General features: G+C 71.6%; 16 protein-coding genes and 1 tRNA gene. 6 read left to right on the forward strand and 11 right to left on the reverse strand.

Going from position 1 to position 14,512, the window contains the following annotated elements; translation table 11 throughout:
* Positions 1-46: 46 nt before the first annotated feature.
* Entirely contained in the window at positions 47-1,156 is a 1,110-nt protein-coding gene (locus DVK05_RS10580) for an alanine--glyoxylate aminotransferase family protein (protein WP_121563404.1), read from the forward strand.
* Between the two features lie 33 nt (positions 1,157-1,189).
* On the opposite strand, the gene DVK05_RS10585 is transcribed toward DVK05_RS10580, so the two are convergent.
* From DVK05_RS10585 to DVK05_RS10595, 3 genes are all read right to left on the reverse strand, one after another.
* A complete protein-coding gene (locus tag DVK05_RS10585; protein WP_121563314.1) occupies positions 1,190-1,480 on the reverse strand; it encodes a hypothetical protein in 291 nt (96 codons plus the stop codon).
* Positions 1,481-1,546: 66 nt separating this feature from the next.
* Positions 1,547-1,846, reverse strand: a complete 300-nt coding sequence (locus DVK05_RS10590; RefSeq protein ID WP_121563315.1) for a DUF424 domain-containing protein — start codon at positions 1,844-1,846, stop codon at positions 1,547-1,549.
* Positions 1,847-2,710 carry a tetratricopeptide repeat protein gene (locus tag DVK05_RS10595; protein ID WP_121563316.1) on the reverse strand — a complete coding sequence of 288 codons (864 nt, stop codon included), beginning with the start codon at positions 2,708-2,710 and terminating at the stop codon, positions 1,847-1,849.
* 108 nt (positions 2,711-2,818) lie between these two features.
* On the opposite strand from DVK05_RS10595, the gene DVK05_RS10600 reads away from it, so the two are divergent.
* A complete protein-coding gene (locus tag DVK05_RS10600; RefSeq protein WP_121563317.1) occupies positions 2,819-3,517 on the forward strand; it encodes an SdpI family protein in 699 nt (232 codons plus the stop codon).
* Positions 3,518-3,601: 84 nt separating this feature from the next.
* Positions 3,602-4,264: a hypothetical protein gene (locus DVK05_RS10605; protein ID WP_121563318.1), complete on the forward strand. Its 663-nt coding sequence runs from the start codon at positions 3,602-3,604 to the stop codon at positions 4,262-4,264.
* 27 nt (positions 4,265-4,291) lie between these two features.
* On the opposite strand, the gene DVK05_RS10610 is transcribed toward DVK05_RS10605, so the two are convergent.
* Positions 4,292-5,629, reverse strand: a complete 1,338-nt coding sequence (locus tag DVK05_RS10610) for a M20/M25/M40 family metallo-hydrolase (RefSeq protein ID WP_121563319.1) — start codon at positions 5,627-5,629, stop codon at positions 4,292-4,294.
* A gap of 105 nt (positions 5,630-5,734) precedes the next feature.
* Between DVK05_RS10610 and DVK05_RS10615 the strand changes: the two genes are divergently transcribed.
* A tRNA-Lys gene (locus DVK05_RS10615) sits at positions 5,735-5,808 on the forward strand.
* Positions 5,809-6,015: 207 nt separating this feature from the next.
* Here DVK05_RS10615 and DVK05_RS10620 read toward each other — a convergent pair.
* The 7 genes from DVK05_RS10620 to DVK05_RS10650 all read right to left on the reverse strand — a co-directional run bounded on the left by DVK05_RS10620 (position 6,016) and on the right by DVK05_RS10650 (position 12,523).
* A complete protein-coding gene (locus DVK05_RS10620; RefSeq protein ID WP_121563320.1) occupies positions 6,016-6,672 on the reverse strand; it encodes a lactate utilization protein in 657 nt (218 codons plus the stop codon).
* Between the two features lie 287 nt (positions 6,673-6,959).
* A complete protein-coding gene (gene thsA, locus DVK05_RS10625; RefSeq protein WP_121563405.1) occupies positions 6,960-8,600 on the reverse strand; it encodes a thermosome subunit alpha in 1,641 nt (546 codons plus the stop codon).
* A gap of 577 nt (positions 8,601-9,177) precedes the next feature.
* Positions 9,178-9,720: a KH domain-containing protein gene (locus DVK05_RS10630; protein WP_121563321.1), complete on the reverse strand. Its 543-nt coding sequence runs from the start codon at positions 9,718-9,720 to the stop codon at positions 9,178-9,180.
* A gap of 103 nt (positions 9,721-9,823) precedes the next feature.
* Complete coding sequence (gene rio1, locus DVK05_RS10635) at positions 9,824-10,828, reverse strand: serine/threonine-protein kinase Rio1 (RefSeq protein ID WP_121563322.1); 1,005 nt, start codon at positions 10,826-10,828, stop codon at positions 9,824-9,826.
* A gap of 66 nt (positions 10,829-10,894) precedes the next feature.
* Positions 10,895-11,443, reverse strand: coding sequence for a Holliday junction resolvase Hjc (gene hjc, locus DVK05_RS10640; protein ID WP_121563323.1), 549 nt, complete (start codon positions 11,441-11,443; stop codon positions 10,895-10,897).
* An 83-nt stretch (positions 11,444-11,526) separates the two neighbouring features.
* Complete coding sequence (locus tag DVK05_RS10645; RefSeq protein WP_121563324.1) at positions 11,527-11,898, reverse strand: rhodanese-like domain-containing protein; 372 nt, start codon at positions 11,896-11,898, stop codon at positions 11,527-11,529.
* A gap of 70 nt (positions 11,899-11,968) precedes the next feature.
* The gene (locus DVK05_RS10650) at positions 11,969-12,523 is read right to left on the reverse strand and encodes an NADPH-dependent FMN reductase (RefSeq protein ID WP_121563325.1); all 555 of its coding nucleotides are present in this window, start codon (positions 12,521-12,523) and stop codon (positions 11,969-11,971) included.
* 144 nt (positions 12,524-12,667) lie between these two features.
* Here DVK05_RS10650 and DVK05_RS10655 point away from each other — a divergent pair, with 144 nt between their 5' ends.
* On the forward strand, positions 12,668-14,071 hold the full coding sequence (locus tag DVK05_RS10655; protein ID WP_121563326.1) for a phosphoglucomutase/phosphomannomutase family protein: 1,404 nt from the start codon (positions 12,668-12,670) through the stop codon (positions 14,069-14,071).
* 129 nt (positions 14,072-14,200) lie between these two features.
* On the forward strand, positions 14,201-14,506 hold the full coding sequence (locus DVK05_RS10660) for a hypothetical protein (protein ID WP_121563327.1): 306 nt from the start codon (positions 14,201-14,203) through the stop codon (positions 14,504-14,506).
* Positions 14,507-14,512: the final 6 nt, after the last annotated feature.

Below are 14,512 nucleotides of genomic sequence, written 5' to 3' on the forward strand. Positions count from 1 at the left end.
GGACCATACCCTCACGCGCCCCGGTAGGATCTAACAGGTGGATCCCGTGACGAAGAAACGCGAATACCGCGACGACTACGACGAGAAGACGCTGTTCATCCCCGGCCCGACGGAGGTCCGCGACGACGTCATCGAGGCGATGGCCGAGCCGATGTTCGGCCACCGGATGGACCGGATGACCGACCTCTACACCACCATCGTCGAGGACACGAAGGAGTTCCTCGGCACCGACAACGAGGTCGTAATCCTCACCGGCTCCGGCACGGAGTTCTGGGAGGCGACGACGCTCAACCTCGTCGACGAGCACGTCCTCGTGCCGACCTGCGGCGCGTTCAGCGAGCGCTACGCCAACGTCGCCGAGCGCCTCGGGAAGACCGTCCACCGCCTGGAGTACGAGTGGGGCGAGGCGGTCAAGCCCGAGGACGTGCGCGACGCGATCGAGTCCGCGGACGTCCACTACGACATGGTCGCGGGCGTGATGAACGAGTCCTCCACGGGCGTCCGGAATCCGATCGAGGAGATCGGCGATGTCCTCAAGGAGTACCCGGACACCTACTTCGCCGTCGACGCCGTCTCCTCGCTCGGCGGCGACTACGTCGACATCGACGAACACGGGATCGACGTCATCTTCGCGTCCACCCAGAAGGCGTTCGCGATGCCGCCGGGGCTCGCCGTCTGCGTCGTGAGCGACGATGCCTACGACCGCGAGGTCGAGAAGGGCGACTCCTCGTGGTACGGCGGCTTCCGCCGCACCATCGACTACTACGACCGCAAGGGACAGACGCACTCGACGCCCGCGATCCCGATCATGTTGGCGTACCGCACGCAGATGAAGCGCATGCTCGACGAGGGGCACCGCGCCCGCGACGAGCGCCACCGCGAGATGATGGAGTACGTCCACGACTGGGCCGACGAGCACTTCGCGATGTTCCCCGAGGCGGGCTACGAGTCGCAGACGGTCGCCTGTATCGAGAACACGCGGGGGATCGACGTGGCCGCGACCATCGAGGAGGTGAACGAGGAGTACGACATGGCCTTCTCGAACGGCTACGGCGACCTCGGCGAGGAGACGTTCCGGATCGGGCACATGGGCGAGCACACGGTCGAGAGCGTGAACGCGCTCACCGACGCCATCGAGGACGTGGCGGACCTGTAATCCGGCGCCCGCACCGACCGAAGTCGAGCCGCGTCAGTCCCCGTCGCGGTCGGCGACCAGTTCGATCCGGTAGATCCGGCCGCCCGCCGCCGTCCGCTCGGTGCCGACGACGACGAAGGCGTGGTCGCCGACGTCGACGATGTCGCCCGTGTCGAGCGGCTCCGCCGGTTCGCCGTCCGGTTCCCCCTCCGCTCCGCTCTCGACGGCGTCCGCGCCGACGCCGAGCGCCGCCGCTCCCCGGTCGATCGCGCGCCGCCAGAAGGCGTCCGAGGGCGGCCGCGGCCCCACCCGCGACGCCAGTTCGCTCCGCGTGAGTCGTCTCATCGGATCCGCCTCGTCGCGCGCGCCCTTAGCCGGTTCGGATCCCGGCGAGACGGCGGGCGACGGCCGTTACAACCAGAGCAGCTGCGCGTGCCGCGTCCCGTCGAACTCCAAGACGGTCTCCTCGTCGACGAGGCCGGCCTCGACGGCGACCCCGACCGCCTCGGTGCCGACGATGTTCGCGACCTGCGCGCGCCGGAGGCCCTCGACCACCTCGTCGGCGGTCGCCTCGACGGCGTCGTCGCCGCCGTAGAACTCCTCGCTCACGGTGAGCGTCGCGCGCCCGTTGTCGTACGTCTCGCCGAGGCAGTCCGGGTCGCAGACGGAGACGAGCCGTCCCTCGGCGGTCTCGCGCTCGCGGAGCAGCATTCAGAAGCCCTCGGGCCCCTCGCCCTGGAGCTCGCGCTCCGGGCCCTCCTCGCCGCCGCGACCGCCGGCACCGCCGCGACCGCCCTGCGGGGGCTGGCCGCCCGGCCCGGGCGCCTGCCCGGTCTGTTCCTCGACCATCTGCTCTTCCGCCTCGCGGCGGAGCTCCTCGGCGCGGTCGGCGACCTCCTCGGCCTGCTCGTGGTCGCCGGCCTCCTCGAGGGCGCGGGCCTTCTCCTCTAAGACGCCCGCGTCGCGGTAGCCGAGGCGGATCGCGTTGTCGAAGCACTTGACGGCGTCCTCGGCGAGGCCGCGCTCGACCAGGAGGAACCCCCGGTTGTACCACGCCTCGGCGAAGCGGGGGTCGGTCTCGACGGCGCGCTCGGCGTGTTCGAGCGCCTGCTCGCCCCGGCCGGACTCCCAGAGCGCGTACGCGAGGTTGGTCTCGGCGGTCGCGGCGTGCTCGGACTCCTCGTCGATGCGCAGCGCCTCCTGGTAAGCGCCGATCGCCTGGTCGAACTCCTCCAACTGGGCGTGGGCGGCGCCCTTGTTCACCCACGCCTCCTGGGCCTCCAGCGAGCCCTCCTCGGCGAAGTTGGCGGCGCGCTCGAACGTCTCCGTCGCCTCCTCGAAGCGGTTGATCCCCATGTAGGAGAGCCCCACGTCGATCAGCTGCTCGACGTCGACGTCCTCGCTGCCGATGTTCCGGCGGTCCAGCTCCTCGGTCAACACCCGGGAGTCGACGGGGTCGACGCGGCTCGGGTCCTCGCCCAGCTCGGGCGGGTCCAGCGTGAACGCGTCGTAGTCGGCGTCGACGCCCTGCCCCGAGGAGAACTCGTGGCCGTCGTCGTCGCGTTCGTCGGTCATACGCCCGGATTGGCGGTCGCGACGCGTAAGGGTTGCGTCGTGCCGGGGCCGCGGGGGCGACTCCCACGGGTGAAGCTTTTCATCGGTGGGGCCCGTCTCTCCGCGCGTATGCCCTCCGACTCCCGACTCTCCACGCGGCTCCGGTTCGGCGTCGCGGCCCTCCTCGTCGCCATCGGCGCCGCTGTCAGCCTCGCGGTCGCACCGGACCTGCCCGAGCGGATGGTGACGCAGTGGAACGGCGCCGGCGAGCCGACCGGAACCCTCCCGCGAACGCTCGGGATGTGGTTCGTGCCGGGGCTCGCGGCCGGGCTGATCGGCCTGTTCGCGCTGCTCCCGCGGATCGACCCCCTCGGGGAGAACATCGCCGCGTTCCGCGTCCACTACGACCGGTTCGTCGTCGTGCTCACCGCGTTCCTCGTCGCCGTCCACCTCGCCGTGCTCGCCGTCAACCTCGGCTACGCGGTCGACGTGACGACGCTCGCCGTGGCCGGCGCGGCCGCCCTGTTCTACTACCTCGGGACGCTGCTCCCGCACGTCGAGCCGAACTGGTTCGTCGGGATCCGGACGCCGTGGACGCTCAGCGACGACGCGGTGTGGGACCGGACCCACGCGCTCGGCGCGCGGCTGTTCAAGCTCTCCGCCGCGATAGCGGTCGTCGGCCTCTTCGCCGGCGAGTACGCGGTGTACTTCCTCGTCGGACCGGCGCTCGCGACCGCCGCGGTCACCGTCGCGTACTCGTACGTCCTGTACGCGAGAGGGCCGAACGAGGGTGACGACGGCGACGCCGCGGCCCGAACGGCGAAGTAAGGCCCGCGCCGAGGGGCGTCCCGCATTCGGGCGAGTTCCGCCCCGGTGCCCGGCGTTTATACCTGCGGCCCCGAAGGGACGTGTATGACCGAGGAATCACGCGCTGACCGGCGGTCCCCCGTCGGCGAACCGGTGGTCCGGTCGGACCCGGCGGTGACGGGCGACCGGGCCGCGGACGCGGTGGGGTTCGACCCGAACGACCCCGACAGCGTCGCGGAGGCCGCGGAGACGGTGGCCCGCTTCGCGGCCGGCGACGTGAGCGACGACGACAACGTCCTGATGCTGCGCGGCGCCGCCGCCTGCGCGGCGCTCGTCCGCGGCGTGGGGTCGTACAAGGAGGCGGCCGAGCGCGCGGGCGAGGGCGTCTCCGTCGCGTTCATCCGCAAGTGGGCGCGGGTCCACGACCTCCCGCAGGCGATCCGGCGGCAGGTCGCCAACGGGCGGATCGCGCCCAGCGCCGCGAAACACGTCGCGCGGCTCGGCGGGCGGGACCGGTACCTCCTGGCGTGGGCGGCGATAGACGGGGACCTCACGGTCCGCGAGGTTCGCGCCGTCGCGTCGGCGGTCAACGACGGGGCCGACGTCGAGGCCGCGGTCCGCGACGCGGGCGTCGAACTCGGCCGGCTCCAGCTCCGGCTCCCGGCGGACACCTACGTCGAACTGCGCCGCCGGGCCTCGATGGAGAACGTCGAGCCGGGCGCCATCGTCGCGGACGCGCTCGACGAGTACCTCGGGGACGACCGGTAGACGACCGAGGGGACCGCGCGTCGCCGACTAGGCGGCGTAGTCGGCCGCGAACCGCTCGGCGGCGGCGGCGACGGCGTCCCGCGCCGCGACGACCTCCTCCCACGCGATCGTCTCGTCCGGGTAGTGCGCCTCGTCGATGGTGCCGGGACCGAACAGCACCGCCGGGATCCCGGCGGCGACGAAGTGTCGCGAGTCCGCGCCGTACGTCGCGCCCCGCGGCTCGACGTCCGGGTGGCCGGTCGCGGCGAGGCCGGCGCGGACCGCCTCCACGACCGGCTCGTCGACGGCGATCTCGGCCGGCTCGAACTGGACCGAGAACCGCTCGAACCGGGGCGGGTGCTCGCGCAGCCAGGGGTCGTCGGCCGCGACCCGGTCCAGCCGCTCGCGGAACGCCGCCTCCACCTCGGCGACGGTCTCGCCGGGCGCGACGCCGATCCGGAACTCCGCGTCGAGCGTCGCCGGGACCGTCGAGGCCCACGAGCCGGCCTCGACCCGGCCGCAGACGACCGGCCACGGGACCGGGAACGACTCGTACAGCGGGTGCGACACCGACTCGGCGCGCTCCGTCTCCAGCTCGGCGAACGCCTCCCGCACGGCCTCGAACCGCGGGAGCACGTCCTCGCCGCGCCACCGGGTGGCCGCGTGGGCGCTCCGGCCGTCGATCTCCAGCCGGGCCATGAGCGACCCCTCGCAGGCGACGACGGGGCGCAGCTCGGTCGGCTCCGCGACGATCGCCGCGTCGCGCTCGAAGGGGTACGGGCTCGCGAGCGCGGCGGTCGCGGCGCCGTAGCCGCCGTCCTCCTCGCCCGCGACGGCCTCGACGACGAGCCGGAGCCCGGACGGCGGGAGGTCGACCGAGCCGTCCGCGACCCCCTCGCGGACGTCCACCGCGGCGCCGACGCAGGCCGCCAGCCCCGACTTCATGTCGGCGGCGCCGCGGGCGGTGAGCGTCTCGCCGTCGGCGTCGCGACCGGGCGGCGCGTCCCGGGCCGCGGCGTCGCCCCAGACCGGCTCGAACGGTTCGCTCGACCACTCGGCCGGCTCGGCGGGGACGACGTCGAGGTGCCCGTTCAAGACGAGGGTGGGGGTCGGGTCGTCCCCGTCGCCCGCGTCGGCCGCGTCGCTCGCGCCGCCGAGTTCGAGGACGCCCGCGACGCTGCGGCGCCCCTCGACGGCCGCCGCGTCGAGGTCGTCCGGGAACGAGGGGTGGTCCGCGAGGACGGCGGGGTCGGCGTCCCAGGCGTACGTCTCGAAGCCGAGGTCGGCGAGTCGCTCCGCGACGAACGCGGCCGCGGCCGCCTCCTCGCCGGCGGTCGAGCGGTGCCGACAGAGGTCGGCGGCGAACGCGCGCATGTCGAAGTCCATGGTCGCGGCGACGGCGGGGGCCGGGAAACCGTTTCGGGTGGCGACGCCGACCCCTACCGCGGTTCTAAACGTTTATCCGTCGGCTGACCCTACGGCAGTTCGTCTGGGCCGGTAGCTCAGTTAGGGAGAGCGTCCGGCTTTTAACCGGACGGTCGGGGGTTCGAATCCCTCCCGGCCCGTACAGCGAGACGGTGAGCAGCGCGAACCGTCGAGCGAACCGGTCGGGAGGGATTCGAATCAAGGAGCGGGAGGTGAGCGAGCGTAGCGAGCGAACGGGAGTGACCGTGGTTCGAATCCCTCCCGGTCCGTATCCTCGCGGCGAGCAAAATGGCGAGCCGCGAGGCCGTCGAAAGGGGGAAGAAAGCGCGTGGAGCGTCGGCGCGGGCTCAGTACCCGAGCTGTTCGCGCACGAGGACGACCGTCGTGCGGCCCTCCTCGGTCTCGCGGCGGTAGATCAGCTGCTTCGCGATGGCGGACTCGACGCCGTACGCCTCCTGCGCGCGCTCGTTCTCCAGCGGGTACGCGACCGACTCGAGCCGGTCGAGGGCGTCGTCGAGCGTCGGAACGATCTTGTTGATCCCGGTGACGATGACGACGTTGCCCGCGGCGAACGGGTACGCCCCGATCCGGCTGCCGGAGAGGTCGGCGGCGACGAGCTCGCCCGTCTGCGCGACGGCGTTGATGCCGCCGAGGAAGTAGTCCGCGGTCTGGGACTCGCGCCGCGCGGCCTGTCGCTCCGCGTCGTCGTCGATGCCCCAGATCTGGTCCGGGAGGCTCTCCCACTCGTGGTCGCCCTCGCTCAGGAACTCGTCGAACCCGATCTCTTCGAGCGTCGTCGAGTGCCCGTTCATCACGGAGACCCCGGCGGGGATCTGCGACGTCACGGCCTCCAGCGCCTCGTCGGCGTCGTCGACGACGACCACGTCGAAGCCGCGCTCCTCTAGGTTCGCGACCGTCTCCTCGACCGTCTCGTCGTCGGGAAGCTCGTCTAGTTCCGCGTCGATATCGGCGTCGTCTGCGTAATCGGCCTTCTGCTGTGGCATGGTGAACGTGAGAACCTCGTCGGATCATCGGAGGGCCGGGAGTCACTTAACCGCTCGCGGACACCGCCGTCCCGTGGTTACACGGGTGTTACCCTCGTGTCGTCGGCGACGAATGTGTGGCTCGATACCGATGATCGCGGCCGCTTGACGAGCGGGACGCTCCGCGGTACAGTCGTCGATAAAAGTCGTGTGTCGTCGGGCCCGAAGGGGCGCGCGACGGTCGGTCTGCGGACGGTTCGGCGAAGCGGCTGCGGTCAGGCTGGGGGTGTGAAGGCGTTAGCCGAGCTTCACATCGCGCCGCCCATGCCGCCCATGCCGCCCATGCCGCCGGGCGCGCCGCCGGGGCCGCCGTCGTCGCCGCCGTCGTCGGTGCTGCCGCCCTTGAGGTCGCCCGCGGCGATGACGTCGTCGATGCGGAGGATCATGACGGCCGCCTCGGTGGCGGACTCGATGGCCTGGGTCTTGACGCGGAGCGGCTCCACGACGCCCTCGGCCTCCATGTCGATCACGTCGCCCGTGTAGGCGTCGAGACCGGCGCCGAACTCGCCGCCGTCGTGGCGGGAGCGGAGGTCGACCAGCGAGTCGATGGGGTCGAGGCCCGCGTTCTCGGCGAGGGTGCGCGGGACGACTTCCAAGGCGTCGGCGAACGCCTCGACGGCGAGCTGCTCGCGGCCGCCGACGGAGTCGGCGAAGTCGCGGAGCTGGAGGGCCAGCTCGGCCTCGGGGGCGCCGCCGCCGGGCAGCACCTTCCCGTCGAGCAGCGTCGTGCGGACGACGCCGAGCGAGTCGTCGATGGCGCGCTCGACCTCGTCGACGACGTGCTCGGTGCCGCCGCGGAGGATGAGGGTGACGGACTTCGCCTCCTCGACGTCCTCGACGAAGATGCGCTCGTCGCCGCCGATGTCCTTCTGGGCGACGGAGCCGGCGAAGCCGAGGTCGTCCGTCTCGATGTCGTCGAGGTTGGAGACGACGCGGCCGCCGGTCGCGCGGGCGAGGCGCTTGAGGTCGTCGGACTTCGCGCGGCGGACGGCCAGGATGCCCTCCTGCGCGAGGTAGTGCTGCGCCATGTCGTCGATGCCGTCACCGACGAAGACGACGTCGGCGCCGATCTCGGTCAGGTGGTCGACCATCTCGCGGAGCTGCTCCTCCTCCTGGTCGAGGAACTGCTGGAGCTGGTCGGGGTCCGTGACGTTGACCTCGGCGTCGATCTCCGTCTCCTTCACTTCGATGGCGCCGTCGAACAGCGCGACGTCGGCGTCCTCGACCGCGAAGGGCATGTTCTCGTCGACGCGCTCCTTGTCGACGATGACGCCCTCGACGAGCTCGGACTCGTCGATGGAGCTGCCGACGACCTTCTCGACGGAGACGTTCTCCGTGTCGATGCCGTCGTCGTCCTGGACCGCGAGGACGGCGTCGACGACGAGCTCGGCGAGGAGGTCCTTGGAGTTCTCCGCGCCCTTGCCCGTCATCGCCGTCTCGGCGATCTGGACGAGCGTGTCGCGGTCGTCGGCGGAGACGTCGATGGCCTCCTCGTCGAGGATCTCCTTGGCCTTCTCGGCGGCCTGGCGGTACCCCTGCGCGAGGGTCGTCGCGTGGATGTCCTGGTCGAGGAGCTCCTCGGCCTGGTCGAGGAGCTCACCGGCGACCACGACCGCGGAGGTGGTGCCGTCGCCGACCTCCTCCTCCTGCGTCTCGGAGACCTCGACGATCATGTTGGCCGCCGGGTGGTCGATGTCCATCTCTTTCAGGATGGTGACGCCGTCGTTCGTGACGACGACGGACCCGCCGGAGTCGACGAGCATCTTGTCCATCCCTTTCGGGCCGAGCGTCGTGCGGACGGACTCCGCGACAGCCTTCCCGGCCGTGATGTTCATGTTCTGCGCGTCCTTTCCGGACGTGCGCTGCGACTCTTCGGAAAGTACGATCATGGGCTGGTTGCCCATCCGCTGTCGCTGAGACATAATCAACCTCTGATTGTTTGTGATTCTATATAAACCCTTCGCTCACATCGTGCGAAACCGCAACACGGAGGGGGCGTATCGCCCGGTATGAGGTGCGTTCACACGCCCCTTTATATAGAACTCCAGATCGACTGCTGGCCGGTGGTCGTTTATAAACGGACGGCAGTGGCGCGTGCCGGTGAGCGGCCGATAGGCCGCGAACCGCACGCGCGAGGGAGTCGCTGGCTCCCGGAGCGAAGCGGAGGGTGCCAGCGACGAGGCTGGGGAGGCGTGAGGTGCGGTTGCGGTGGCGGTCGAGTGGGACTCAAAGGGGCAGTCGCGAGGCCGGAGTAGGCGACGTAAGCACCGCAGCGAGCGAAGCGAGCGAGGAGCGCAACGAGCGTACTCCGGCCTCGCGACTGGGGCTTTGGCGGTGTTCGTCGTAGTGGCAACGACGTAGTGCCGAGCGACTGGGGCTTTGGCGGTGGTCACCGCCTTGCCAGTAACGCAGTTATAAACGAACGGCGACGGCAATACCGACCGCAGCACCGAGAACCGCTGTCGACTACTGGGGCGCGCTGAAGCTCACGTCGTCGTCGAGCTCGTTCGACATGCGCTCTAAGTACGAGTACACCGCGCCGTGCGGGGCGCCGTCGAGCAGCATCCCGACCGCCCGCCGGACCACTTCGAGCTCCTCGGGCTGGCCCACGGCGCCCACGGTCGAGCCGTAGACGACGACGTTCGCGCCCGACAGCTCCTCCAGCAGCTCCCTGGTCCGACCGTTCTCGCCGATGATCCGGCCCTTCTTGCGCTGGAGGTCGTTGTCGTTGCGGGTGTGTTCCGACAGGTCGATCAGATCGAGCGTCCGGAGGTCGTGGTCGAGGATCGACAGCGCCGTCTCCGGCTTGAAGCCGCGGCCGATCGCCTTGATCACGTCGGGGGCCACCATCGCCGCGACCGGGTCGTCGCGCTCCTCGATGGCGACGCTCCCCGACTCGGAGTCGATGTCGAGCCGCACGTTCGCCCGCTCTTCGATCTCCCGCATCGTCTCGCCGCCGGCGCCGATGACGACGCCGATACGGTCCTGCGGAACCGTCACGTGTTGCATGCCACGGAGTACCCGGCGGAGCCTTTTAAGCGTGTTCCGCCGCGGGCGGTGTGTGCCCGCGTGACGGTGGTCTTCGGCCGCTTACGCCGGAGCCGGCGTCGGTCTACTCGGTCGCCCTTTCGTCCGACTCCGGCTCGCCGTCCGCTCCCGGCTCGCCGTCCGCTCCCGGCTCGCCGTCCGCTCCCGGCTCCCCCGTCGGGTCCGGCTCGGGCTCCGTCACGTACGCGCGGAGGTCGTCGGGGTCGACGTCGATCCCCTGTCGCGTGAAGAAGGCGGCCACGTTCTCGCAGTCGCGCCGCAGGAACTCTCCCGCGTTCGGGTGGTGGACCGTCACCGCCTGGCCGAGGTCGATGATCACCAGCTCGCCCTCGTGGATGATCATGTTGTACTCCGAGAGGTCGCCGTGGATCAGCCCGGCGCCGTACAGCCGGCGCATGTACTCGCGGACGACCTCGTAGGCGGTCTCGGGGTTCTCCACGTCGACCTCGCTCAGCCGCCGAGCGCGGTCCTCGGCGTGCCCGACCAGCTCCATCACGAGGACGTTCCGCTGGACCGCGATCGGTTCGGGGACCCGGACGCCCGCCTTGCGCGCGCGTTCGAGGTTCGCGAACTCCTTGCGGGTCCACGCGAGCACGACCGCCTTCTTGTCGCTCGCGATCCCCTCGAACCGCGGGTCGCCCTCCAAGTAGTCGCGCATCTGCCGGAAGTTCGAGGAGTTGATCCGGTACACCTTCACCGCGACCTCTCGCTCGGGCGCGACGCCCTCGGGGCCGCCGCCGGCCGCCTCGGACCCCGGCTCCGGCCGCTCGCCGGCCTGCCCGCCGAGCGCCTCGAAGACGCTCGCCTCCTTCCCCGTAGACACCGGCCCGCCGAAGGCGTCGACGTAGCCGTCCTGGACCAGCTTGTACACCGCCGCCAGCGTCGCGTCGTCGAAGACCGACTCCTGGAGCTTGAACTGCTCGGTGTCTTTGATCCGCTTGCGGAACTCGTCGAACTCGCGGTCCTGCCGCCGGGCGATCCGGTCGGCCTCGGTGTCGGAGACGTCGAGCTGCTCCCACTCGTCGCCGGGCTGGTCCGCCGGTTCGAGCAGGCCGAAGTCCTCGCTCATTCGTCCCGGAGTTCGACGCGGCGAGGGATAAGCGAGGGGGTCGCGGGGCGGGGGAGGTCCGCCGCGCTACAGCACGTCGAGCGCGTCCTCGACCGGCATGTGGCCGTCGCGGACGGCCTCTAGGATCGCCCGCCGCTCCTCGGTCTCGGGATCGACCTCGTCCGCGTCGCCGTCGCCCCCGCCGACCTCGCCGAGCGTCACCTTCTCCGTCTCGCCGACGAACTCGGGGAAATCGGTGCCGTCGGCCAGGGCTTTCTCTTTCTTCACGCGATACGAGCCCGCGTCGGTGGTGTAGAGGTCGCCCGGGTGGAAGAAGTACCAGTCCTCGCGGTCGAACCGCACCGCGATCCGGGCCTTCGCGCCGAAGTTCCGCGCGAAGAAGAGGAGCGCCTCCACCTCCTCGCCGGTGAGGTAGATTGGGTCGCCCGCGCTCGACTTCGCCTCGATGGCGTAGAACGTCTCGCCGTCGCCCGCGAGCACGTCGGGCAGCTCGCGCTCCGTGGCGGAGCCGCTGGCCGGCGCGCGCATCACGGCGAACCCCGCCTCGTCCAAGGCGTTCACCAGCTCGCGCTCGCGGCGGTCCCCCTTCCGGTTAGCGGACACGGTCGTCGTCACCCGGTTCGGTCATGGGCGCCGTAGGCGCGAGGCGGGCAAAAGGGCGGCGGGTTCCGGCGCCCGAGTGCCGCGACCGCGCGCCGTCACCCTCGCAGCCGCCACCACAGCGACCGGACCCTGTAGCCGAGCGACCCGCGCTGGTACCCGTTCCAGCCGCTCATGCCGCCGGCGAGCGTCGACGCCTCGTAGCCCGCCTCGTCGAGCACGCGAGTCGCGCGCTTGGCGACGATCCCCATCTTACAGACGGTGACGACCTCGCGGTCGTCGGGGATCTCGTCGAGCCGGCCGCGGAGCGCGGCGTCGTCGCCGCTCCGGAGGTCGTCGTACACGGGCACGTTCCGGCTCCCGTCGATCGCGCGGCGCCCGTAGTCCGACTCGGGCCGAATGTCCAGCAGGAACGGCTCGTCGTCGGTCCCGAGGCGTTCGTCCAGTTCGTCCGGGCGGATGCGGCTCATGGACGGACGGTCGGCCTCGCGGGGGAAACGCCTGCCGACCGCGGCCGGCGCTCGGCGGCCGGCGCCGCTCTCACTCCCGCATGCGCTCGGCGTGCTCGACGACGACCCGCCCCAGCCGCTCCGTGCGGCGCCGGATGTCCTCGTCGGTGATTCGCGGCCCGCGGTCGGGGGCCGCCGCCGCGGTCTCGACCTTCGAGGAGGCGCCCTGAATCCCGACCTCGTGGGGGACGGTCCACGCGTGGACGTTCCGGAACGTCGACCGGAGGTGTTCCAGGGTTCCGCCGTAGGAGCCGCCGCCGGCGGTCGCGAGCAGCCCCACGGCCGTGTCCGCGTACTCGTCGGAGCCGCAGAAGTCGTGGAAGTTCTTGAATGTCGACGAGTAGGAGCCGCGGTAGACGGGCGTGCCGGCGAGGACGCCGTCGGCCTCGCGGACGCGGCGCTTCAGGGCCTCGCTGTCGCCCTGCGCGCCCTCGTCGGGGTGGTACAGCGGGAGGTCGGCGGCCGCGAGGTCGATCAGGTCGGTCTCCGCGCCGGCGTCGGCCGCGGCGTCGAGCGCGACGCGGAGCGCGGCCCGGGTGGTGCTGTCCGCGCTCCGGCTGCCGGAGACGGCGGCGATTCGGGTCATACGGCGGGTTCGAGGTCCGGCCACAAAAGCGCGGTCGATCGACGGAGCCGTCGGGCCCTCACCGGGCACCGCCGCTCGCCGCGCCCGTCGCAAGCCTCGCGACCGGCACGGGGCATTATTGCCCTCGCCGCCGACGTGGCCGGTATGGACGAGATTGCCTTCGGCACGGACGGCTGGCGCGCGACGCTCGACACCTTCACCGACGAGCGCGTGCGGATCGTCGGGCAGGCGGTCGCCGACCACCTCGAGGCGGCCGGTCGCGACGAACCGGTCGCCGTGGGGTACGACGCCCGCGAGACCTCGGAGGGGTTCGCCGAGAGCCTCGCCGAGGTGCTCGCCGGCAACGGCTTCGACGTGATCTTACCCGAGCGCGACGCGCCGACGCCGATCATCGCCCACGCCATCGTCTCCCGCGGGCTCGCCGGCGCGTGTATGGTCACCGCCTCGCACAACCCGCCCGAGTACAACGGCGTGAAGTTCATCCCCCACGACGGGGCGCCCGCGCTCCCGGACGTGACCGAGGACGTCGTCGACCGGCTCGCGGAGCCGGACCTGCTGCCCGAGGCCGAGCGGGGCGATATCGAGCGCGTCGACCTCGTGAGCGACCACGCCGACGCGGCCCGCGAGGTGGTGGGGAACCTCGCCGGATCGGGAGGCGGCGTCGACCTCTCCGGGCTCACGGTCGCGTACGACGCGATGCACGGGAGCGGGCGCGGCGTCACCGACGCGCTGCTCGAATCGGCGGGCGCGGAGGTCGTCCGCCTCCGCTGCGAGCGCGACGTGACGTTCGGGGGCGACTCCCCCGAGCCCTCGGCCGAGCACCTCGGGGAGCTGGCCGACCGCGTCACCGACCCCGACAGCGACGCGGACCTCGGGGTCGCTAACGACGGCGACGCCGACCGGATCGCGGTCGTCACGCCCGACCGCGGCGTCCTCGACGCGAACCTCTTCTACGCCGCCTGCTACGACCGCCTGCTGGAGGCCGACTCCGGGGCCGCGGTCCGCACCGTCTCGACGACGTTCCTCGTCGACCGCATCGCGGAGGCGCACGGCGAGGAAGTGTACGAGACGCCGGTCGGCTTCAAGTGGGTCGCCGAGGCGATGGGCGAGCACGGCGCGCTGTTCGGCGGCGAGGAGTCGGGCGGCTTCACCCTCCGCGGCCACGTCCGCGAGAAGGACGGCGTGCTGATGGCGCTGCTCGCGGCCGCGACCCACGCCGCCGAGCCGTTCGACGCGCGCGTCGACCGCCTGCTCGACGAGCACGGCCACATCGCGGCCGGGAAGGTGTCCCTCGACTGCCCCGACGACCGGAAGGGAGGCGTCCTCGACGAGCTGGAGGACCACATCCCCGAGTCCGTCTGCGGCTCGCCCGTCGCGAAGGTCGTCACCCTCGACGGGTTCAAGCTCCTCTTAGAGAGCGGCTCGTGGCTGCTCGTCCGCCCCTCGGGAACGGAGCCGAAGCTGCGCGTGTACGCCGAAGCGGACTCCGAGGCCGCCGTCGACGACCTGCTCGACGAGGGGCGGGACCTCGTCGAGCCGCTGGTCTGAGGGCGAGGGGACCGACCGATCGGAGCCCCGACCGCCCGGACGAGTTTCAGTTCCGCCTTGCGTTCGGCTCGTTTATTTATAAATTAACCCCGTATCGTCGCGTACGGCCCGACGCGGCCGAGAGACACCATGCCCGACGAGCCGCTGCCGGCGACCGAACGCACCGACGCCGAACCGAGCCCGACCGAGCGCGGCGAGCCGCCGAAGCGCGACCCGACCGACCGGAGCGGCCGAGCCGAACCGGACCGAGCGACCGATCCGCCGCCCGACGGCTCCGGCGGGGACGCCGGGCCCGAGCGCGACCGCGAACCGGGCGGCGGGAGCGACGAGCCCGACGGGAGCGAACGGTACGAATACCGGCTCGAACGGCTCCGACTGTGGCGGACCGTCGTCACGCTCGCGGTCGTCGTCGCCCGCCTGATCCGGTCGCTCTGAGCCGGC

This window comes from Halorubrum sp. Atlit-8R, from assembly GCF_003666025.1.
GTDB lineage: Archaea > Halobacteriota > Halobacteria > Halobacteriales > Haloferacaceae > Halorubrum > Halorubrum salinarum.

Coding starts and splice junctions, on each gene's coding strand:
- DVK05_RS10660 (WP_121563327.1), top strand. CDS start 14,201: ATGCCCGACGAGCCGCTGCCGGCGACCGAACGCACCGACGCCGAACCG.
- DVK05_RS10650 (WP_121563325.1), bottom strand. CDS start 12,523: ATGACCCGAATCGCCGCCGTCTCCGGCAGCCGGAGCGCGGACAGCACC.
- DVK05_RS10630 (WP_121563321.1), bottom strand. CDS start 9,720: ATGCAACACGTGACGGTTCCGCAGGACCGTATCGGCGTCGTCATCGGC.
- DVK05_RS10605 (WP_121563318.1), top strand. CDS start 3,602: ATGACCGAGGAATCACGCGCTGACCGGCGGTCCCCCGTCGGCGAACCG.
- DVK05_RS10645 (WP_121563324.1), bottom strand. CDS start 11,898: ATGAGCCGCATCCGCCCGGACGAACTGGACGAACGCCTCGGGACCGAC.
- DVK05_RS10620 (WP_121563320.1), bottom strand. CDS start 6,672: ATGCCACAGCAGAAGGCCGATTACGCAGACGACGCCGATATCGACGCG.
- DVK05_RS10610 (WP_121563319.1), bottom strand. CDS start 5,629: ATGGACTTCGACATGCGCGCGTTCGCCGCCGACCTCTGTCGGCACCGC.
- DVK05_RS10585 (WP_121563314.1), bottom strand. CDS start 1,480: ATGAGACGACTCACGCGGAGCGAACTGGCGTCGCGGGTGGGGCCGCGG.
- DVK05_RS10590 (WP_121563315.1), bottom strand. CDS start 1,846: ATGCTGCTCCGCGAGCGCGAGACCGCCGAGGGACGGCTCGTCTCCGTC.
- DVK05_RS10655 (WP_121563326.1), top strand. CDS start 12,668: ATGGACGAGATTGCCTTCGGCACGGACGGCTGGCGCGCGACGCTCGAC.
- DVK05_RS10595 (WP_121563316.1), bottom strand. CDS start 2,710: ATGACCGACGAACGCGACGACGACGGCCACGAGTTCTCCTCGGGGCAG.
- DVK05_RS10600 (WP_121563317.1), top strand. CDS start 2,819: ATGCCCTCCGACTCCCGACTCTCCACGCGGCTCCGGTTCGGCGTCGCG.
- thsA (WP_121563405.1), bottom strand. CDS start 8,600: ATGATCGTACTTTCCGAAGAGTCGCAGCGCACGTCCGGAAAGGACGCG.
- rio1 (WP_121563322.1), bottom strand. CDS start 10,828: ATGAGCGAGGACTTCGGCCTGCTCGAACCGGCGGACCAGCCCGGCGAC.